This is a genomic window from Pacificimonas flava (assembly GCF_000342165.1).
GTDB lineage: Bacteria > Pseudomonadota > Alphaproteobacteria > Sphingomonadales > Sphingomonadaceae > Pacificimonas > Pacificimonas flava.
Genome location: NZ_AMRV01000001.1, coordinates 218262 through 238280 on the forward strand (window position 1 = coordinate 218262; position 20019 = coordinate 238280).

Below are 20019 nucleotides of genomic sequence, written 5' to 3' on the forward strand. Positions count from 1 at the left end.
ATGCCGTCCGTCGTCCATCTCGACGAAGTCGGCAGTACGAACGACTGGGTCGCTGACGCCGCTCGCGAAGGCGCGGGGGATGGCCTATGGGTACGTGCGGATCGGCAGCGGTCCGGGCGTGGTCGTCGCGGGCGTCCATGGACATCGCAGACCGGCAATCTTCTGATTTCAACGCTGGTGCGTTCTCAGCCGAGCGAGGGGCCGCCGGCGCAGCTCAGCTTCGTCATGGCTCTCGCGCTTCACGACGCCGCTTCAACCTGGACGGAGCCGAGGCGCCTGGCGCTGAAATGGCCCAATGATCTCATGCTCGACGACACGAAATGCGCCGGTATTCTGGTCGAGGGGCGCGATGGCATCGTCATCATCGGTTGCGGCGTCAATCTGGCCAGTCATCCCGCCGATACGGAGCGGCCCGCAACGAGTTTCCCCGCTGCGGGTATCGCGCCTCCGGAAGCGGGGGAAGCAGCGGAACGGCTGGTGGATGCGTTCGCGCGCCGCCGCGCAGAGTGGCGCAGCGAGGGCTTCGCGGCGACACGTACGGCCTGGCTTTCACGGGCCTACAATATGGGCGGACGAATGGAGGCGCGGCTCGGCACTGCCACCTATTCCGGGATATTTGAGGGCCTGGCCCCGGAAGGAGCCCTGCTCCTGCGAGAGGATGACGGTACTCTGCGCTCGGTACATGCAGGCGAGGTCTTCGGACTGTCGGTTTAGAGTGTGGGATCGGCGCGAAAGTCGCAGCAGATAGAAAACATGCATCAGGGGCGTGCGGTCACAATTGGGTGCGGAACGACGCGCAGAACGCGTCGGTCGCAGCGAACGCCGGTCGTTCGCGGTGCCGCCAATGAAGGGAAAGGGATGGCAAGATGCTGCTAGCCGTCGACGTAGGCAACACGAATACGGTCTTTGCACTCGTGGAGGATGGGGCGGTTCTCCACCGTTGGCGGCTGTCGACGCATCCGGGACGGACGGGCGATGAATATGTTGCAGCGCTGTCGCAGTTGTTCGGTTTGGCGGGGGTCGATCGCCATGAGGTGAAGCGTGTCGTGGTTGCAACGGTGGTGCCGCCTGTTCTCTTCAACCTCCAGCGCCTTTCGACGGTGATGTTCGGTCTGACGCCGCTTGTCATCAGCCGCGACCTCGATCTCGGCATCGGCATTGACGTACCGAATCCCGCGGAAGTCGGGGCGGACCGGCTCGTCAATTCGGCAGCGGCGCACGATCGGTGGGGCGACCGCTTGATCGTCGTCGATTTCGGAACCGCGACGACCTTCGACATTATTTTGAACGGGGCCTATTCAGGCGGCGTCATTGCGCCGGGTATCAATCTGGCCGTCGACGCCCTATATACCGCTTCAGCGCAGCTGCCTCGCGTGGCCGTCGCCCCGCCGTCCGATGGAAAGGCAATGGCGAAAGGCACGGTGAATGCCATGCAGGCCGGCATCTTCTACGGTTATATCGGTCTGATCGAAGGGCTGGTGACTCGTATCCGGGCCGAAGCGTGCTGCGACATGCTGTGCATCGCGACGGGCGGACTTGCCGCGCTGTTCGATCAGCATACGGATATCATCGAGGAAGTGGACGCCGACCTGACGGTTCGCGGTCTTGCCCTCATCGCAGACAGGAACAATCTTTGACCCCAAAAAACGAACTCATCTTTCTGCCGCTGGGCGGTTCCGGCGAGATTGGCATGAACGTCAATCTTTATGGCTGCCAGGGCAAGTGGATCATGGTCGATCTCGGCATGACATTCTCCGACCCCGCCTATCCGGGTGTCGAACTCGTTCTTCCCGACCTGCAATTTATCGAGGAACGCAGGGACGACCTGCTCGGCATCGTGCTGACGCACGGACATGAGGATCATATCGGAGCGATTCCCTACCTGATCGAAGATCTTGGCGTCCCGCTTTACGCGACTCCATTCACGGCTGGCCTTATCCGCAAGAAATTGCAGGAGGAGGGTATCGAAGATGATATCGAACTGAATATCATCGAGAATGAGGGCGAGGTCGAACTGGGCCCGTTTCGCTGCCGGTACGTGCCGCTGGCGCATTCGATTCCGGAGGGGAACGCCCTGCTGATCGACACGCCGTTCGGCAGCGTATTCCACACTGGCGATTGGAAGATCGACCGCGAGCCCGTCATGGGCTCTCCCACCACCGCGGAGGAACTGACCCGCATCGGCGATGAGGGGGTTCTGGCGCTGGTGGGAGACAGCACCAATGTCTTCAACCCGCGTGAAAGCGGATCGGAAAGCGGGGTCCGCGAAGCCCTCGACAAGGTTGTGGCTGAGCAGGAGGGCAGGGTGCTCGTCACCACCTTCGCCTCGAACGCCGCACGGCTGCATACGCTGGGCCAGGTGGCGCAGGATTGCGGCCGCAGGATCTGCGTCGTCGGTCGCTCCCTGCACCGCATTCTGGAAGTTGCCAATTCCGTCGGGTATCTGACGGATTTTCCGCCGGTGCTGCGCGAAGAGGATGCGATGAAGCTTCCGCGGAACGAAGTCATGATCCTGGCAACGGGCGCCCAGGGCGAGGCGCGGGCTGCGCTCTCGCGCATCGCGCAGGGGGAGCATCCGCGGCTAAAACTGGAACGCGGCGATACCGTCATCTACTCTTCGAAGGAGATTCCCGGCAACGAACTGGCAATCGGTGTGGTGCAGAATGCGCTGGCGGCGGCCGGGGTGCGGATCATCACGGAGCGGCAGGCGAATGTTCATGTTTCCGGCCATCCTGGTATTCCCGAACTGCAGGCCATGTATTCGTGGATACGGCCGCAGATCGCGGTGCCCGTGCATGGCGAGCGGCGCCATATGGAAGCGCACGCAGCGCTGGCGAAGTCCGTCGGTGTGCCGGATCAGGTCGTGCCCATGAACGGGACCGCCATTCGCCTTGCGCCCGGAACGCCTGAAATCATCAGCCATGAGGCCGTAGGCCGTCTGGTGCTGGATGGCGAAGTCATCGTGCCGGCCGATGGGGAGACGATGGTGGGGCGCCGGCGCCTGCTTCACAATGGCTGGGTCGGTATCTTCCTGGCGCTCGGCAAGAACGGACTGGCGGCTGAACCGGTGCTTCAGATAGAAGGCGTGCCCGTAGAGGACGAACGTGCGGACTTCGTCGCGGAATGCACCGACGCGGCGAAGCAGGCGGTTCGAAAGGCAAGCGGAAAATCGGACGATGCCATTGCCGAGGCCGTTCGCGTGGCCGTACGGCGAACCGCGCGCGACTGGACGGGCAAGAAGCCCCTGACTCGAGTCAGCACGGCGCGCGTGTCCTAAACGAAGACAGGCGGGTTCCCGCGAAAGGAGGCCGAGATGGGCATTGGTAGCGCCCTATCCATTTATCTGCTGGTCTGGGTGGTGACGCTGTTCGCGGTTCTGCCCTTCGGCGTTCGCACCCCGGATGAGGTCGGAGCAGCAAAGGTGAAAGGACAGGCGGACAGCGCGCCGGTGCGGCCGCACATGCTGAAGAAGCTGGCATGGACGACGATCGTGTCCGCAATCATTTTCGGCCTGTTCGCCGCCAATTATGAAATGGGCTGGATCGGTATCGAAGACTTTCCTGCCTTCTGACGGCGCCAGAACGTTCCGGAGCGCGCCGCGCCAGGCGCCGCTCCGGGCTCCTGCTATTCCTTGCCGCGCAGCCGGTCCGTGCCTTGCGCAAGGGCGACGTAAAGGCGACCCACGTCAGAGGATAGCAGCGCGACGGACATGGCGTTGCCCTCGCGGTCCTTCATCACACGGCGCAGCATCGCCTCGAAATCATGGATGTACCGCCGCACCGCCTCCCGGAATTCCGGTTCTTCCTCATAATGGCGCGCGATGTCCTTGGCGTCGCTCGCCTCAACCAGGCGGCTTCCCCGCCGCGCGAACACGCTTCGATCGCCGCTGAGATATTGCTTCCAGGCCGCTTCCGTGACTTCCGTGGACAGGGCCTTGGTAATGTCGATGGCGTTCGAGTTGAGCGCTTCGATGAGAAGGTTCGACTGTTCGGCCAAATCGCGGCGCTGGGCCGTTTCCAAGAATTCGCCCGCTTCGTTCACGCGCGCCTCGACAGCGGCGGACGTTTCGGCAACCGATACCAGAGACCGCGCGAGACGATCGGCCGCCGCCTGTGCCGCTGCTGCGGCCCGGTCACCGACCGCTTCGATCCGGCCGATATTGTCCTCGACCGGCGTGGCGACGGCGCGGCTGATCGCATCGCCGCTGGCCCTTTCCAGGGAACCCACGGCCTCTCCGACAACGGAATCGAAGGTTTCCCGTACGGAGCGGGATGCCTGATTGGCCACTTCGCGCACGCGGCCCAGCGCCTCGATCAGGCGGGATGCGGCGCCGACGGCGGTATCGTCGGCCTCTCTCTGGATTTCCGAAAGCATTGCACCGGCATTGCCGAGGTCGCCTTCGAGTTTGCGCGCCGTGGATTCCACGGCCTCGCGCGCGGTCTCCATCTCTGCCATGCTGTTCGCCAGGTCCTGACGAGCCTGCGATATCGGGGCCGTAAGAGTGCCGGCTGAGGCTTCGGCCGCGGCGAAATCTGCAAAGAGCGCGCGGGCGTCCGACGCAAGCGCTTCGAACTCGCTGCGCCTCTGCAGAAGTTCTTGGGAGAGCGGCCCCTGCACATCCCCATGAAGACCAGACAGGCGCTCGGACATCTCGGCAAGAACCCGGTTCAATTCGGAAACCATCCGTTCGATTTCGCCGGCCGGCGCAGAAATCCTCGTGGTCCGTTCCTCCATTTCGGAGATGCGTTCGGATAGACCCGAAAGGCCAGCATCGGCGCTGCCGAGTGCATCGCCCAAGCCGCGCGCGAAAATATCCGTCCGGCTGTCCGCGCGTTCGAACAGGCTCTCGATCTCGGAGCGCCGGGTGTCGAGATGCTGACCAAGTTCGGTCGCGAGCGCGACGAGGCGTTCGAGGCGCTGGTCGATGTCGCCCGAAACGTGCCGCGCCTGCTCGTCTAGCAATAGGTGAGCATTTCGTACCGTGGCGTTGATCGCCTCCGTCTGTTCGCCCAAGCCCGAGCGTACGCTTTCCAGCATGCCGGACGTGTTCGTGCGGGCCTGATCGATTTCGTCGACCAGGATTGCCTGCATGTCGGCGAGGGCGGTTCGCGACTGTCCAACCGCGGCGACAAGGGCTTCCTCCAGATGGGCGCGCTGTGAGGAGAGGGCGGTCTCCACGCCTCGCGCGGTTTCGTCGATGTTCGTCAGCAGAGCCGCCGTCTCACTGCCGCGGGCCGTTGCAACTGCGGCTGCGCGCTCTGCCCGCGCCTCGAGATCTTCCACGAGAGCGGCGATGTCGCGCGTGCGCGCCGATGCCTCTTCGGTATGTGCCGTAAAGATGTCGCCCACGCGGCCCGCCTCCTGCGTCAGGAGCGGCAGCACCTCGCCCAGAGAGGCGAGCCGGTCGTGCGTCAGTTCTCCGCGTTCCGCGAGGCGCGAAATGGCATGATCGATCCGCTCCCGATCCTCGGACAGAGAGATGGACACGGCACGGGCGATTTCGGACGCCCTGTTCGCGCTCTGTTCGAACGTACCGCTTTCCTCCGCCAGACGCGCCGCGAGCGCTTCCGTTCGTTCCGACGCTGCCGCAAGCAGGCGGTCGACATTGCCGATCCGCGCTTCGATGTCAGCGGCAGCGCCATGAAAGCGTGCCTCTGCCGCTTCGATCCTGGCCAGACTGCGGCGACCACGGCCCGGATCGACCCGGGCGACGACGAGCGCGATCAGCCAGATCGCGGTTACCGGGGCAAAGATGCCTGCCGCAACGGCCGCCCACTCCGTCAGCGCCACTTCCCGCGCAGGTGCCTCGACGAGAAGCAGGTAGACGGTTGCCGCAGCCGCTGCGAACCAGACGAGGGTGAGCAGGCCGGCAACCCACAAGATCCGATTACCCCTGGCGCCTGCGGCTTCCACCCCGTCTTCGTCGGTCAACCGCAATTGCGCCGGCGGAGGGGGCTCCATCGGCGCAAATTCGTTCTGATCCTCGGAAAATTCAGGGGCGGGCTGACTGGCCATGTGGGTTCCGCATTGTTTTTTAAGGGGGAGGTGTTAGCAGCAACGGGGCCGGGTGCACAGGGCAACTCATCCCGTGCAAGGGCGGTCTGGACGAAGGCCGGGCGACCCGGGATCGCATATCGGGTCGGGGCTCTGCGCGTATGGTTTCTTCGGTTCTGAGAGAGATTACAGGCGGCGACGAGGAGTTGCTAATCCAGCTTCTCGTGGATCTGAAGGAAAGTCTCACCGTCTCCGTAACCATGCTTCGCGAGGCGACCGACGCGGAATGGACGGCGCGCGCACACCGGCTGAAGGGCGGCGCATTGGCCATGGGGGCGGACGATATCGCTCGAATCGCGGCACGTGCGGAAGAAACGGGGCCGCCGGATGCGGACGGCCGATCAAGAACGCTTTGCGAGATCGATAAGGCATTTGCGGATTTTTTCGCAGCCGTTTGAAGAAAATAGCTGCTGCCCCCCAACGCATGCGCTGAGGTCTCTTCAGCTTTCGGCAGATGCGGTCCGCCGTAATTCGCAGGTTCGGCAGGAGACGGATACGAATCCATTTCGTTACGCTTCCAGTTCCTTTAGCTTTGGGAAAGATTTACAAGGGTAGGGGGCAGGTGGCGCCGCGGCTGCGGCCTGATGGAGCTGGATTTGTTGGACGAGATGACGGTTGACCGGCACAGGCTGCAGGCGCGCCTTCGCGCGGCATCGATACCGCGCGGACTCGCGCCCCAATTGCCGCAGAATCTGTTCGACCGTAGCCAGCTGACCATCACGGACCAGCTTCGCAGCCTCTCCTTGTCGGCCTACCGCAGCCTGCTGGCCAATCTGGGCGAGCGGATCCTGTTCCGTCTGGGAGAGGGCGCCGCCACGTTCGACCTGCCTGCAGCGGTCGACGAGTTGACGGCTCATACGGACGAACACTCACCGACACTGATTTCCGCGATCCTGCACCGGGCGGAAGAGAGCGTGGTGGCGGGGGAGATGGCCGCGATCGGCGCGGGCGCCATCGTTGTTGGGGGCGATATGCGCGGTGGGGGCCGCAACTGGGTTGCCGGGCTGGAGGACAGTGAGGATCGCGTCCTCGCGGACCGAGCGCGCGTATACCGCCGGCTGAAGAAAATCCGCAGTGGCGATCAGGGGGAACCGGTCCTGCTGGCGGATGAATTACCCGAATATCTCGCTTCGCGCTGCGCGTGGGAGCTGTGCGCAGAATTGTGCCGTGATCGCGGGCCAGAGGAAATCAGACCGGTGATCGACGCGGTCAGGTCAATCTGCGCCGAGCACGACGTCGTTCGTTCGCCGCAGCATGCCTCTCTCGCCCTGGCTGCCCGGATCGAGGAACGCTCGGAACTTTCCGACCAGACGATGCTGAAGGCGGTCGTTGACGGCGATCCGATGCTCCTCACGGCTTTGATGGCCGTACGGTCTGGCGTATCGACCGGAACGGCGTGGCTGCTGCTGTTCCGGAACGACGGACAGGCGCTTGCCAATCTGTTCAGCGCCAGCGGTCTCGACACGCCGGCCGGTCGGCAACTCGCCAGCATCCTTTTGACGCTCAACAGTCGGCAGCCCAATCTTGCGGAGGCGCAGCAGGCGGCTAACGATCTGTTCGAGACCGTGGACGCTGCCTTCGCACGGGAGCTGCTTTCCTGGTGGCGGCTCGACCCGCAATACCGCCAGGCGGCTGGGCGCCAGTAGCATGCTGATCGACATTCTGATCGGCCTGGGCAGTCCAGGTGCAAGACGGCGGGACATCGTGACAGCGCGGCCGCGCGGCGATGCCGTGGCCCCGCAGTCCTTTTGCGGCACGCTGAACGAAACGCTCGGTCGGATCGAGGCGGGGGCAGCGAAGATGCAGTCCGAAGCTGAAGCCGAGGCGGCGTCTCGCTATACCAATTATGCCAGGGATATTTCGACGGCGTCGCAGCATCTTTCTCGCGTGCTTGCCGATCTCTGGCGGCAGAACGACGCGGAGCCCACGCCCCGCTCAGAGACATTCGATGTGGGTGAAGCGGTCGAAGAGGCTGTCCGCCTCGTCCGTCCTCTCCGGGCAGCCAAGGGCATCGACATCGAACTGGACCTGGCCAGCGAGACGGCGCCTGACGGACGGGGGAGCGGCGCGCGTCCTCGCGCAGCGGGGGATCGACGCTTCGTTCAGCAGATCCTTCTCAACCTGCTGTCGAACGCGCTGAAATTCGGGCCTGTCGGGTCGCGGGTGCGGGTTTCGGTCGAAAGCGGCGATATTGTCGCCATTCGTGTCGCCGACGCGGGCCCAGGGATCCCGCTGGAGGACCGCCACCGTATCTTCGAGCCCTTCGAGCGTCTGGAAAGCCGCGAGCAGGGCATGGGCCTCGGCCTTGCGATCTCCAGCCGCTATGCCCTGGCGATGCAGGGACGGCTATATGCCGAGGAATCGGAGCTCGGCGGCGCGGCCCTGATCCTGGAGTTGCCGTCAGCTTTGTCATCCGAACGCGACTAAGTTTCGCGTTTCTCGCTCTGCCGGTTGCGAAGTGATGGACAATCACGCTAACGCCTCTCGCACATTGTTCATTCGTGGGGTTTCCATGGCAGAGTTTGCGCTCCCGCAGCACAGCAAGATTTCCGGCAAGGCACGTAGTTATCCGGGCGCTGGCGAGGCGAAGGCACCAAAGACGTTCAAAATCTATCGCTGGTCGCCCGACGACGACGAAAATCCGCGCTTCGACAGCTACATCCTCGATCTGGAAGACTGCGGACCGATGGTTCTCGATGCGCTGATCAAGATCAAGAACGAGATCGATCCCACGCTCACCTTCCGCCGCTCCTGCCGAGAGGGGATCTGCGGTTCCTGTTCGATGAACATCAACGGCACGAATACGCTGGCGTGCACGCAGCCGATTGAGGATCTGCGCGGCGCCGTGCAGATCACGCCGCTGCCGCATATGGAGGTCGTCAAGGACCTGGTGCCGGACTTCAAGCACTTCTACGCACAATATGCGTCCATCGAACCCTGGTTGAAGACCAAGACGCCGCCGCCGGCCGGCAAGGAGCGTATTCAGTCTCCCGACCAGCGCGAGGAGCTCGATGGGCTGTACGAATGCATCCTGTGTGCATGCTGTTCGACGGGGTGCCCCAGCTATTGGTGGAACCAGGACAAGTTTCTGGGACCGGCGATCCTGCTTCAGGCCTATCGCTGGCTGGCCGACAGCCGCGACGAAATGACGGGGGAGCGTCTCGATCAGCTCGAGGATCCGTTCCGTCTTTACCGCTGTCACACGATCATGAACTGCGCCAATGTCTGTCCGAAGGGGCTGAACCCGGCCAAGGCCATCGCGGAGATCAAGAAGCTGGTCGTTGAGCGCGATATCTGAGGCTGGGACACGGGTGCGCCGGCGGGCGCGCCGATAGAGAGGAGGGGCGCCGAATACTTGTCCGGCGCCCCTTTCTTTTGCTCAGGCCGCCCGAACCCGGTCCAAAAAGGCGACGACTTCCTGCTGCAGCGTAGCGGCCTGACGACTGAGATCGGCTGCGGCCATCAGCGATTCCTCGGCCGCCGTCCCCGTGTCCTCGATGCCGTTTCGGATATCGTGAATGTTGCGGGCGACAAGTTCGGAGCCGCCGGCCGCCTGCTGCGTGTTCGAGGCGATTTCGCTGGTGGTGGCGGATTGCTGCTCGACGGCGGCGGCGACGCTGGCGGCGATCCCGTCAATATCGTCGATCGCCATGCCGATTTCCTCGATGGCGCGCACGGCGTCGCTGGTCACACGTTGGATGCCGCCCACGCGGTCGCCGATCTGTGTCGTCGCCTTGCTGGTCTGACTGGCCAGCGCCTTGATCTCGCTGGCGACGACGGCGAAGCCGCGGCCTGCATCACCGGCCCTGGCGGCCTCGATGGTCGCATTGAGGGCGAGGAGGTTGGTCTGCTCGGCGATCGAATTGATCAGTTCGACGACTTCGCCGATCTTGCTTGCGTCCGCAGCAAGACCGGCGACGATGCGGTCGGTGCGGCGAGCGCGCTCGGCTGCGTCCTTTGACCGCTGGGAAGACTCCATGACCTGGGCGGACACTTCCGCGATGGAGCGGGCCATCTCCTCCGATGCGTTCGCGACCGCCAGAGCGTTCTGGCTGCTTTGTTCTGCGGTGACCGCAACATCCGCCGTGACGACGGCATTCTGGTTCGCCGCCCGGGCGACGCGCTGCGCTTCGGTCTCGATCCGCTTCGCCACGCCGCTTATGGCTTCGGCGACGGTGTGGATGCTGCTTTCGAAACTGTTGGCAAGTTCCTGTAGCGCTTTCTTCTTTTCAAGATCGGCCTGCTCGCGGGCTGCAATGCGTTCTGCGCGCCGTGCTTCCGCAGCGTCGCGCTCCCTGCGTTCCGCGGCGGCCGCCGCATCCCGCTGACGTTCGATTTCCCGGGCGTTCTCTGCAAAGATTACAACGGCCCGGCTCATTTCGCCGATCTCGTCGCCGCGAGCGGTGTTGCCGATAACGATGTCGCGTTCGCCTCCGGCCAGGCGCATCATTTTCGCGGCGAGGCGGGTAATCGGGCGTTCGATAAAAACCCGGGCGCAGCCATAGCCGATCATCATGACGAGCACCGCGAGTACCCCCGCGACGGTCATCGCCGTCAGCGTCAGGTCCATGGTGAAGACTGCAGTGTCGGTTGCGCGAGAGAACTGCCTGTCGTTGAGGTCGGACAGGCTGGAAAGATCGCTTTCGAAAGCCGGGCCGATCGTCTCGATCAGGCGGTTCACCTGCCGATCCCGCGTTTCGGTTGCGCTGACCAGTTCCCGGAATGCACCATCGAAATCCACGACCTGCGCGATGACGCCGTCTGTCTCCGCGACCAGGGCATCCTGGCCGACGAGGAGGTAAAGTTCGTTCAGCGCGTCTTCCAAATTCACAAGATTGGCGCGGGCGCTGGCAATGGCATCTGGTTCGCCGGATGAACGAAACCGGTTCACGTCGATGCGACTTTCGGAATAGGAATTCAGGGCTTTGGCGGCCTTGTTGGATGCCGAATAATTGCCGGCCTGGTACGTTGCCGCAACGATCCCGGCGAGATCCTGGCCGATCGCCGGTCCGATATCGTCGATGCGTGGCGCGATCCGATCGAGTATCTTTTCCTGCGACGCGCGAATCTCGCGAAACGTCTCTCTTTGATGCTCCAGATGCGTATCCAGAACGGAAAGGCGAGCGTCAATATCCTTGGCCTTGCTGAGTTCGCGTAGGCTGGAGAGAGCAGTCTGAGCGGCCGCGAGCTCGTTCTGGACCGCGCTGGCGTTCTGCGGAGTCGGGTCGATGACATAATCCTTCACCCGGCCATGGGCCATGGCGATGGCGCTTCCCGCCCGGCCGATATCAGCGTTCATCTCCGCCGCGTACCGAACCTCTCCCATCGCGCTCCGTGTCACCACCATGCCGCCGCCCAGAACGACGGCGCTGATGACGATGAACGCGCACATCAGGCCCATCAGGGTCAGCAATTTGCGGCTAACGGACCAATCGCCGGTGCGCCGTCCCAGGCGTCTCACGATCCGTGCGCCAAGACGGCTCGGACCTGCCAATGTGGCCAATATCGACATGCTTCAATCATCCCGCATGCACGGATCCGGGAACGGACCGTTTCCTGCGATCCGATAGGGAATCAGACTTGCCGGATCGTTAACGCTGACGGCGAAAATGGCGGATTTTCGCCGTTCTCGCTGAGCCGCTGCCTGAGATGTGAAGAGTTGGCTCCCCGGGCCTGATTCGAACAGGCGGCCGATCGATTAACAGTCGATTGCTCTACCGCTGAGCTACCGGGGAACGAGAGGCGGCGCTATAACAACAGCGGATGGTGCTGCCAAGTGCGTTGTGCGCCATTTTCCCATTTTGCGAAAATTCCTGTCTCAGGCCTGAAATTGCTCCATGACGATGCGGTCATCAAGGGCGTATTCCGGGTCGAAAAGCAGTGTCAGGGCGACCTTCTCATCCGTGGAGACCTTCACGTTCGCCACGTCGCGGACTTCCTTCTGGTCGGCCACGGCCGAAACGGGGCGCTTTCCCGCTTCCAGCATATGGAATTCGATCTCCGAATTTGAGGGAAGCAAGGCGCCGCGCCACCGCCGGGGGCGGAATGGGCTGATCGGGGTCAGTGCCAGAAGGTCGCTCGAGAGCGGCAGAATCGGGCCGTTTGCCGAGAGATTATAGGCCGTCGAGCCCGCCGGCGTGGCCACGAGCACGCCGTCGCAGGTCAGCTCGCTCATCCGCGTCTTCCCGTCGATGCGAATTTCGATCTTCGCCGTCTGCCGCGTTTCGCGCAGCAAGGACACTTCGTTGATCGCCGGCCAGACGACGTGATCGCCGGAAATGGTGCGGGCATCCATGCGAAGCGGGTGCAGCCGGAATTTCTTGGCCTCGCGTACGCGGGACGCCAGACCCTCGGTCCGGAACTCGTTCATCAGAAACCCGACCGTGCCCAGGTTCATACCGTAGACCGGTACGATCTGCCGCCGGTCGAGCATGGCATGAAGGGTTTGCAGGAGAAGACCATCGCCGCCCAAGGCGACGACCAGCTCTGCCTCTTCCAGCGGCACCCAATCCGTAATGCCCTCCAGCGCCTTCCTGGCCTCGACTGCCGCAGCGGTGTCCGAAGACAGGAGGGCCGCCTTAATCTCGCTCATCCGCCGGTCACGCTCATGTGGCGCGGCACGGAAGGATGTGATCGCCCGCGTTCGATGACGAAATCATGGCCCTTCGGCTTCCGCTCCATCGCTTCATCCAGCGCCCTGTCGAGATCCGCATCGCTGGCACCGGATCGCAGCACTGCGCGCAGGTCCAGACTGTCTTCCTGACCCAGACACATGTACAGCATGCCTTTGGCGGTCAGCCTTACGCGATTACAGCCCTCGCAGAAATTATGGGTGAGGGGGGTGATAAACCCCACACGGCCGCCGGTTTCCGTAACGCGGACATAACGGGCCGGCCCACCGGTCGTCATGGCGAGTGGCGACAGCGTGAACTGCTCCTCCATCCTGGAGCGAACGACGGAGATCGGCAGATAACTGTCGGACCGCTGGCCGTCGATCTCACCCATCGGCATGGTTTCGATATAGGTGATGTCGAACGCACGCTCATGCGCCCAGCACATCATGTCGATCAGTTCGTCTTCATTCTGCCCACGGAGGGCAACCGTGTTGATCTTCACGGACAGGCCCGCGCGCCGCGCCGCCTCCAGCCCCGCAAGGACCCTATCGATATCGCCGAGCCGCGTAATTTTCCGAAACTGATCGGGATTGAGCGTATCAAGGCTGACGTTGATGCGCCGAACGCCCGCACGGGCCAAGGCTTCGGCGTGCTTTTCCAGTTGATTGCCGTTCGTCGTCAGCGTCAGTTCACGCAGCTTGCCGGTTTTCAGATGACGTCCAAGCCGCTCCACAAGGCCGGCAATGTCGCGGCGCACCAGCGGCTCACCGCCGGTCAGGCGAAGCTTGTCGACGCCGCGCGCGACGAACCGGCTCGCCAGCCGGTCGATTTCCTCGAAACTGAGAACCTCTTGCCGGGGAAGGAACGTCATGTCCTCCGCCATGCAATAGGTACAGCGTAGATCGCATCGATCGGTGACGGAGATGCGCAGATAGGTGATCGTCCGTCCGAATTTATCGACCAGCGGGGCGGTGCCTGTCATAGACGGGACGTAGCGATGCGCAGGCGTGCCTGCAAGACAAGGCATTTCGCAGTTCGGGCCGCTGGTAAGGCCGAGATCGCGCAGTTAGAGTAGCTGCGCCCGGGGAGGGATTTGAGTAGCGAACATGAACCGTACGCCGATCCTGCTGTTGTCACCGCGCTATCAGCGAGAGGCCCGGGCGAATCTGGAACAGGTCGGCCGAGACGTTCGAATCGTGGCCGCGAACGAGGATCCGGTCCGCGTTTACCGAAACGCATCGGCCTTCATCGCTATCGTCGATGCCCGAGGCGCCCTCGAACTTGGGCTCGAGCACACCCGCGCGCTCAGCAGCCTCGTGCTCGAACGGCGCGGCGGACTGCTGGTGCTCTTGTCGCGGAACGACGCAAAGGCCTTGCCGCGCGTCTTCGACGCCGGCGCGACGCACTATCTGATCTCCCCCTTCGGACCGGAACAGCTGCACACGGCTCTTCGCTTCGTCGAACGCGCCATCCAGCGCATGCGGGCGAGCGGCGCGGATGCGGCCGTCGCTGATATCCAGACGCAACTGAGACGCTCTCCGCGCTGGCGCTGGGAACGTGGCGATACCGATCTGTGGGTCTCGCTTGAGTTGGCAGAATTGCTCGGCCTGCCGACAGCGACCAGCCGCGTGCCGCTGAAAGACTTGAAATCGTTCCTGTCCGCTGCCGACATGCTGCGCATTCGCAACCAGTTGCGGCCGCTGCTGAGTGCGCGGGTGTCAGGATCGATCGACCACCGGATGGACATATTGGGCGAACCCCACCGTTTCATCCATCATGTCCAGCTGTTGATGGACGAGGCGGGCGAGACCTGCGCCGTCGCGGCGACCATTGAGGATGTAACGGAGGCGGCCAAGCAGCAACGCGTATCCCTGCATTACGACGCGCTGACCGGCCTCGCCAATCTGAACAACGTGCGGGTCCGCCTCGACGACATTCTGAGAGACGGCCGGGAAGGGGGCGGACCGGCGGCCATCGCCGTTCTGATCGGCATTTCTCGTCTCGATCAGATCAACGCGGCGCATGGGCGGGAATTTGCCGACAACCTGATTCAGGCGGTCGCACGCCGACTGAAACGGCTGGTGGAAGAGCGAAACCTGACCCAGGTCATCGCGGCAAGGCTGGGAGGCGCGGAATTCGCCATCGTCTTCAGTGCGCCAACGACGCTGAACCAGGCTGTCTTCTTCAGCCAGCTCGCCGCAAAGATCTTCGACCGGCCCTTCATCGTGGAGGGCAAGGCGATCCATCTTGCCTGCCGCATCGGTATCGCGCCGAGCGAACCGGCCATGCAAGCCGCTGACGAGCTTTTGCACATCGCGAGTTCGGCGCTTGCGGCGGCGAAGGAACTGGGGCCGAACGCATTCCAGGTCTATCTTTCAGAACATGAAGACGATGCGGTCCGGCTGGCCAATCTGGAGCAGACCGTCCGTGACGTCTCGCGAGCGCGGCAGCTCGATATCCGCTACCAGCCGCAGGTGGACGTCGCCACCAATGCCATTGCCGGCGTAGAGGCGCTCGTGCGCATGGAACATCCCATCTACGGAACGCTACCGGCGGAAACATTGCTGGCTACAGCAGAGCGCGGAGAGTTCGGCATTGAGTTCGGCCGCAACATCATGCGCCAGGCCTGCGCCGAGGCGACGCAATGGCCTGAAGAGATGGCGAAGGTGCGGCTGTCCGTGAATGTCACGGCGGCGGACATGCGCGATCCGGAATTCGTGTCCGGGCTCGTCGACATACTGGAGGAGACAGGATTCCCCTCGAATCGGCTGACGCTGGAGATCACGGAGGGCGGACTCGTGGAGGATTTGGCCCGCACGGCCGGCATGCTTGATGTGCTCAAGGAACGGCGGATTTGCGTCGCTATCGATGATTTCGGGACGGGGTATTCGTCACTAGCCTATCTGAAGTCGCTACCGCTCGATTTCCTCAAGATCGACAAAACCATTGCCGCGGACATCGTCGGGGAAAGTCGTGACAAGATCATCGTGCGCGGCGTCGTCGACATGGCACGCTCGCTGGACATGACCGTCATCGCAGAGGGCGTAGAGACCGAAGCGCAACTGGAGCTTCTGATCCGGGAGGGCTGCAACTGGTATCAGGGCTTCCTGTGCGCGGGCGCGCTGTCATCAAGCGAATTGCCGCAGTTCTTTCGGCAATGGGCCGGCGGGCGCTCCGCGCGCGAAGCCGTACATGCCTGATGTGGCCGCGCCTGTCCGCATCGACGTGGTCAGCGACTTTGTGTGCCCATGGTGCTGGATCGGGAAGCGAAGCGTCGATGCCCTCGCTGCGCGCCGACCCGTACGCCGCGTATGGCATCCCTATTTCCTGCATCCGGGCCTCCCAAAGGAAGGCATGAATCGGCGTGCGCTTATGCGCATGAAATTCGGCGCTGACGGTCCTTCACCGGCAATGCAGAATGCGCTGACGGGCGCTTTGGAGGAAGCGGGGCTTTCCGTCGACTTCACCGCCATCGAGCGCGTTCCGAATACGCTGAATGCTCATAGGCTGATGCTTTGGGCCGAGGGGCAGGCTGTGGCGGATATCGTCGCGGAATCTCTGTTCCAGGCCTATTTCGCGGACGCCCTCGATATCGGCGATCCGCACGTTTTGACGCGCATCGGCGCGGCCGCTGGTCTTGATCCGGAGATCCTCGCAGACCTGCTGGCGGGGGACCGGGATCAGGAGGTCGTCGAAGCGCGAGCGGCGGACATGCTGGACCGCGGCATCCCGGGCGTTCCCGCCCAGATGATCGGGCGTCGGAGCCTGCTGGTCGGCGCGCAATCCCCGGCGGCACTCGAAGACGCGATCGTCGCGGCCTCCTAGAAGTTTTTCCGTTCCAGCCGAACCTACCGGCGTCCCGGTAACGCCGCATCGCTGACCGGCTTCAACTGGCGAGTTTCGCAAGGCTTCGCGCCACCTTCAGCGTGCCGACGAGGCGCTGCTGCGGGCTGCCCCAATTGCGGCTGATGAACAGCTTGTGGTCGGGCCGCAGCTTGACGACGCCGGCATTCTTCTGGGCAAAGCCGATCAGTTTCTCCGGCTTCGCGAATTCATTCTTGTGGAAGGTGATGAGGGCACCCTTCGCACCGGCCTCGATCTTCTCGATATTGGCCGTGCGGCAGTGAATCTTCGTTTCGATGACGTGGAGCAGGTTCTGCACCTCGCCCGGAATTTTCCCGAAGCGGTCGATCAGTTCCGCGGCGAACCCGTCGATCTCCTCGCGGTCCTCCAGATCGCCTAGCCGCTTGTAGATCGACATACGCAGATTGAGATCGGAGATATAGTCGTCCGGGATGAGGATGGCCGCGTCCACGTTGATCTGCGGTGAAAACGCTTCGCGCGGCTTCTTGACGCCCGCCGCTTCCGCCCGCGCCGTCAGCATCGCCTCTTCCAGGAGCGACTGGTAGAGTTCAAAGCCGACCTCCTTGATATGCCCGGATTGTTCGTCGCCAAGCAGATTGCCGGCACCGCGAATATCGAGATCCTGCGCCGCAAGTTGAAAACCGGCACCCAGAGAATCGAGGCTGGAGAGGACCTGCAGGCGCTTTTGCGCGGTCGGCGGCAAGGGCTTGTCGTCAGCCGTCGTCATATAGGCATAGGCGCGCGTCTTTGAGCGGCCGACACGGCCGCGAAGCTGGTAAAGCTGTGCGAGCCCGAACATGTCCGCGCGGTTGATGATCATCGTGTTCGCGCTGGGAATATCAATGCCGCTTTCGACGATGGTCGTGGAAACGAGCACGTCATATTGCTTGTCGTAGAAGGCGCTCATGCGCTCCTCGACCTGGCTCGGGCTCATCTGCCCGTGCGCGACGATATATTTCACCTCCGGCACATAGGCACGGAAGAACTCCTCGATATCGGGGATATCAGCGACGCGCGGCGTTACGAAGAACGACTGGCCGCCGCGATAATGTTCGCGAAGCAGCGCCTCGCGAAGCACGACCGGATCCCATGGCATCACGTAGGTACGCACGGCTAGCCGGTCGACAGGCGGGGTTGCGATCAGCGACATGTCGCGCATGCCGCTCATCGCCATTTGCAGCGTGCGCGGGATGGGCGTGGCGGTCAGCGTCAGCATATGAACGTCGGACTTCAGCTGCTTCAGCCGCTCCTTGTGCGTGACGCCGAAGCGCTGTTCCTCATCCACGATCACGAGGCCCAGGCGCTTGAACTCTATGCTTTTGGCGAGGAGGGCGTGCGTGCCGATGACGATATCGATGCTGCCGTCGCGCAGGCCGTCGCGGACGCGTTTCGTTTCCTTCTGGGAAACGAGGCGCGAGATGTGCCCCAGATTGATCGGGAATCCCTCGAACCGCTCGCGGAAATTCGCTGCATGCTGCCGGGCGAGCAGCGTCGTCGGGCAGATGACCGCGACCTGCTGGCCATCCATGGCGGCGACATAGGCGGCGCGAAGCGCGACCTCGGTTTTGCCGAACCCCACATCACCGACGATCAGGCGGTCAACGGGCTTTCCGCTGGCAAGATCGGCAAGCGTGTCGGCGACCGCGTTCAACTGATCCTCGGTTTCCTCATAGGGGAAGCGGTCGACGAACGAGCCGAGCGCACCGGGATCGATCTCCATCACCTGTCCCTGATGCGTTGCGCGTTCCGCCGCCGTTCGGATGAGCTCTCCGGCGATTTCGTTGATGCGCTCCTTCGCGCGCGCCTTTCGCGCTTGCCAGTTGGCACCGCCCAGCCTGTCGAGCGTCACGGTTTCCGCGCCGGCCCCGTAGCGCGACAGCACGTCCATATTCTCGACAGGCACGTAGAGCTTGTCGTCGCCCGAATAGGTCAGGAGCACGCAATCATGGGGCTGCCCGCCCACCTCGATAGCGGTCAGACCATCGTAGCGGCCGATGCCGTGGTCGCTGTGCACGACCAGATCGCCCTCCACCATCATGGCGAGCTGATCCATGAACGCGTCGGACTTCTTCTTCCGCCGCGCGCGCCGGACGAGACGATCGCCGAGCAGATCCTGCTCGCTGACGATGCTGGCTTCGTCCGTGGTAAAGCCATGCTCCAGCGGAAGAAGGGCGAGAGCGATGCCGTCCTGGCCCTTCCTGACGTCTGCCCAGCTATCCACCTCTTTCAGGGCGGTGAGGCCATGATCCCGAAGGAGGTCGGCAAGCCGCGTGCGCGCGCCCTGCGTATAGCTGGCAAGGAGCACCGCCTTGCCCTCTTTGCGCAGCGTTTCCGCATGCGCGCCGAACGCCTCGTAGATATTGGTGCCGGACTTGCGCTCTGGGGCGAAATCGCGTGCCGGACGAATACCGAGGTCGTACCCTGCGCCCTCCGGCTGCGAGAAGGGCGTGATGCTGTGAATGGGGCGCGACGACCGGACCTCGTTCCATTCCGACTGGGTGAGGTACAGGGCGTCGGGGGCGAGCGGGCGGTAACTGCCGGCCTGCTGCTCCAGGGCCTTCACACGGTTCTGGTGATAATCCTCGATGGCTTCGAAGCGCTGGACCGCAACCGCGGCCGCAGCCTCTTCGGACATGCAAATGTCGTTTTCGGACAGCATGTCGAAGAAGGTTTCCAGTCGATCCTCCAGCAACGGAAGCCAGTTTTCCATACCGGCAATGCGTCGCCCCTCGCTGACCGCCTGATAAAGCGGGTCCTGTGTCGCCACGGCGCCGAACAGATCGACATAGGCCCGGCGAAACCGTGCGATCGAGTCCTCGGTCATCAGGAACTCGCTGACGGGACGCAGCAGGAACGCGTCGGCCTCTCCGGTCGTGCGCTGGCTGGCCGGATCGAAGGCGCGCATCGTCTCGATCTCGTCGCCGAAAAAGTCGAGACGCAGCCCCTCCTCCCGCCCGCCGGGGAACAGATCGACGATTCCGCCCCGAACCGCGAACTCGCCGTTTTCCAGTACGGTCTCGGTCCTGACGAAACCATTCGCGACGAGCTTGGCAACGAGATCGGCAGGGTCGATCTCCTCGCCAGCCGCGAGACGTGCCGTCATCGCGCGGATGCGTTCGGCGGGCAGTGTTCGCTGAAGAACCGCGTTCACGGTCGTCACGACGAGCTGGTGGCCGCCAGGAGGTTCGGCGAGGCGGGCCAGTCCCGCCACACGATCGGCTGCAATGGTCAGCGAGGGCGATGCGCGGTCATAGGGGAGGGAATCCCATGCGGGGACCGATACGACATCGATATCCGGGCTGAAAAACGGCGCGGCGTCCGCAATGTGCGCCGCCCCCATATCGTCGGGAGCGATGTAGACGACGCGTCCGCCGCGTGCTGCCGCATCGGACGCGAGCTGCGTCAGAAGCAGCGGAGCATAGCCCAGCGGAACGCCGCCGATCACCGCCGGCGACCGTGCGGCCGCAATCTTCGCTAGATCCTGCAA

15 protein-coding genes and 1 tRNA gene are annotated in these 20019 nt (G+C 63.3%); 10 read left to right on the top strand and 6 right to left on the bottom strand.

The genetic code is table 11. From position 1 onward, the window contains the following. The 4 genes from C725_RS01055 to C725_RS01070 all read left to right on the top strand — a co-directional run bounded on the left by C725_RS01055 (position 1) and on the right by C725_RS01070 (position 3571). Positions 1 to 714: a biotin--[acetyl-CoA-carboxylase] ligase gene (locus tag C725_RS01055; protein WP_008599598.1), complete on the top strand. Its 714-nt coding sequence runs from the start codon at positions 1 to 3 to the stop codon at positions 712 to 714. Positions 715 to 866: 152 nt separating this feature from the next. Next, on the top strand, positions 867 to 1637 hold the full coding sequence (locus tag C725_RS01060) for a type III pantothenate kinase (RefSeq protein ID WP_008599599.1): 771 nt from the start codon (positions 867 to 869) through the stop codon (positions 1635 to 1637). After that, a complete protein-coding gene (locus tag C725_RS01065; protein ID WP_008599600.1) occupies positions 1634 to 3277 on the top strand; it encodes a ribonuclease J in 1644 nt (547 codons plus the stop codon). The genes C725_RS01060 and C725_RS01065 overlap by 4 nt, the downstream gene beginning before the upstream one ends. A gap of 36 nt (positions 3278 to 3313) precedes the next feature. Beyond that, positions 3314 to 3571 carry a DUF1467 family protein gene (locus C725_RS01070; protein ID WP_008599601.1) on the top strand — a complete coding sequence of 86 codons (258 nt, stop codon included), beginning with the start codon at positions 3314 to 3316 and terminating at the stop codon, positions 3569 to 3571. Between the two features lie 53 nt (positions 3572 to 3624). Here the strand turns inward: C725_RS01070 and C725_RS01075 are convergent, their stop codons facing one another. Then, positions 3625 to 6015 (bottom strand): coiled-coil domain-containing protein, encoded by a 2391-nt coding sequence (locus tag C725_RS01075; RefSeq protein ID WP_008599602.1) that lies wholly within the window; start codon positions 6013 to 6015, stop codon positions 3625 to 3627. A gap of 140 nt (positions 6016 to 6155) precedes the next feature. Here C725_RS01075 and C725_RS15095 point away from each other — a divergent pair, with 140 nt between their 5' ends. The 4 genes from C725_RS15095 (at position 6156) to C725_RS01095 (ending at position 9352) form a co-directional block, all read left to right on the top strand. Next, positions 6156 to 6452 (top strand): Hpt domain-containing protein, encoded by a 297-nt coding sequence (locus C725_RS15095; protein ID WP_008599603.1) that lies wholly within the window; start codon positions 6156 to 6158, stop codon positions 6450 to 6452. Between the two features lie 186 nt (positions 6453 to 6638). After that, positions 6639 to 7700: a DUF2336 domain-containing protein gene (locus C725_RS01085; RefSeq protein WP_008599604.1), complete on the top strand. Its 1062-nt coding sequence runs from the start codon at positions 6639 to 6641 to the stop codon at positions 7698 to 7700. 1 nt (position 7701) lies between these two features. After that, positions 7702 to 8481, top strand: coding sequence for a sensor histidine kinase (locus tag C725_RS01090; RefSeq protein WP_008599605.1), 780 nt, complete (start codon positions 7702 to 7704; stop codon positions 8479 to 8481). An 85-nt stretch (positions 8482 to 8566) separates the two neighbouring features. Beyond that, on the top strand, positions 8567 to 9352 hold the full coding sequence (locus tag C725_RS01095) for a succinate dehydrogenase iron-sulfur subunit (protein ID WP_038281194.1): 786 nt from the start codon (positions 8567 to 8569) through the stop codon (positions 9350 to 9352). A gap of 81 nt (positions 9353 to 9433) precedes the next feature. On the opposite strand, the gene C725_RS15100 is transcribed toward C725_RS01095, so the two are convergent. From C725_RS15100 to moaA, 4 genes are all read right to left on the bottom strand, one after another. Further along, the gene (locus C725_RS15100; protein WP_078056074.1) at positions 9434 to 11566 is read right to left on the bottom strand and encodes a methyl-accepting chemotaxis protein; all 2133 of its coding nucleotides are present in this window, start codon (positions 11564 to 11566) and stop codon (positions 9434 to 9436) included. A gap of 148 nt (positions 11567 to 11714) precedes the next feature. Next, positions 11715 to 11789: transfer RNA gene (locus tag C725_RS01105), tRNA-Asn, on the bottom strand. 83 nt (positions 11790 to 11872) lie between these two features. Beyond that, complete coding sequence (locus tag C725_RS01110; RefSeq protein WP_008599608.1) at positions 11873 to 12646, bottom strand: NAD kinase; 774 nt, start codon at positions 12644 to 12646, stop codon at positions 11873 to 11875. Then, the gene (moaA, locus tag C725_RS01115; protein ID WP_008599609.1) at positions 12643 to 13650 is read right to left on the bottom strand and encodes a GTP 3',8-cyclase MoaA; all 1008 of its coding nucleotides are present in this window, start codon (positions 13648 to 13650) and stop codon (positions 12643 to 12645) included. Before moaA ends, C725_RS01110 begins: the two co-directional genes overlap by 4 nt. A 124-nt stretch (positions 13651 to 13774) precedes the next feature. Between moaA and C725_RS01120 the strand changes: the two genes are divergently transcribed. Both C725_RS01120 and C725_RS01125 read left to right on the top strand, forming a co-directional pair. Then, positions 13775 to 15868 carry a putative bifunctional diguanylate cyclase/phosphodiesterase gene (locus tag C725_RS01120; RefSeq protein ID WP_008599610.1) on the top strand — a complete coding sequence of 698 codons (2094 nt, stop codon included), beginning with the start codon at positions 13775 to 13777 and terminating at the stop codon, positions 15866 to 15868. Then, positions 15861 to 16493 carry a DsbA family oxidoreductase gene (locus C725_RS01125; RefSeq protein WP_008599611.1) on the top strand — a complete coding sequence of 211 codons (633 nt, stop codon included), beginning with the start codon at positions 15861 to 15863 and terminating at the stop codon, positions 16491 to 16493. The genes C725_RS01120 and C725_RS01125 overlap by 8 nt, the downstream gene beginning before the upstream one ends. A gap of 61 nt (positions 16494 to 16554) precedes the next feature. On the opposite strand, the gene mfd is transcribed toward C725_RS01125, so the two are convergent. Further along, complete coding sequence (mfd, locus tag C725_RS01130) at positions 16555 to 20019, bottom strand: transcription-repair coupling factor (protein ID WP_008599612.1); 3465 nt, start codon at positions 20017 to 20019, stop codon at positions 16555 to 16557.

Bases quoted from the DNA above. Each gene is read 5' to 3' on its own strand.
- C725_RS01055 (WP_008599598.1), top strand. From the start codon at position 1: ATGCCGTCCGTCGTCCATCTCGACGAAGTCGGCAGTACGAACGACTGG.
- C725_RS01060 (WP_008599599.1), top strand. From the start codon at position 867: ATGCTGCTAGCCGTCGACGTAGGCAACACGAATACGGTCTTTGCACTC.
- C725_RS01070 (WP_008599601.1), top strand. From the start codon at position 3,314: ATGGGCATTGGTAGCGCCCTATCCATTTATCTGCTGGTCTGGGTGGTG.
- C725_RS01075 (WP_008599602.1), bottom strand. From the start codon at position 6,015: ATGGCCAGTCAGCCCGCCCCTGAATTTTCCGAGGATCAGAACGAATTT.
- C725_RS15095 (WP_008599603.1), top strand. From the start codon at position 6,156: ATGGTTTCTTCGGTTCTGAGAGAGATTACAGGCGGCGACGAGGAGTTG.
- C725_RS01085 (WP_008599604.1), top strand. From the start codon at position 6,639: ATGGAGCTGGATTTGTTGGACGAGATGACGGTTGACCGGCACAGGCTG.
- C725_RS01090 (WP_008599605.1), top strand. From the start codon at position 7,702: ATGCTGATCGACATTCTGATCGGCCTGGGCAGTCCAGGTGCAAGACGG.
- C725_RS01095 (WP_038281194.1), top strand. From the start codon at position 8,567: ATGGCAGAGTTTGCGCTCCCGCAGCACAGCAAGATTTCCGGCAAGGCA.
- C725_RS15100 (WP_078056074.1), bottom strand. From the start codon at position 11,566: ATGTCGATATTGGCCACATTGGCAGGTCCGAGCCGTCTTGGCGCACGG.
- C725_RS01110 (WP_008599608.1), bottom strand. From the start codon at position 12,646: ATGAGCGAGATTAAGGCGGCCCTCCTGTCTTCGGACACCGCTGCGGCA.
- moaA (WP_008599609.1), bottom strand. From the start codon at position 13,650: ATGACAGGCACCGCCCCGCTGGTCGATAAATTCGGACGGACGATCACC.
- C725_RS01120 (WP_008599610.1), top strand. From the start codon at position 13,775: ATGAACCGTACGCCGATCCTGCTGTTGTCACCGCGCTATCAGCGAGAG.
- C725_RS01125 (WP_008599611.1), top strand. From the start codon at position 15,861: ATGCCTGATGTGGCCGCGCCTGTCCGCATCGACGTGGTCAGCGACTTT.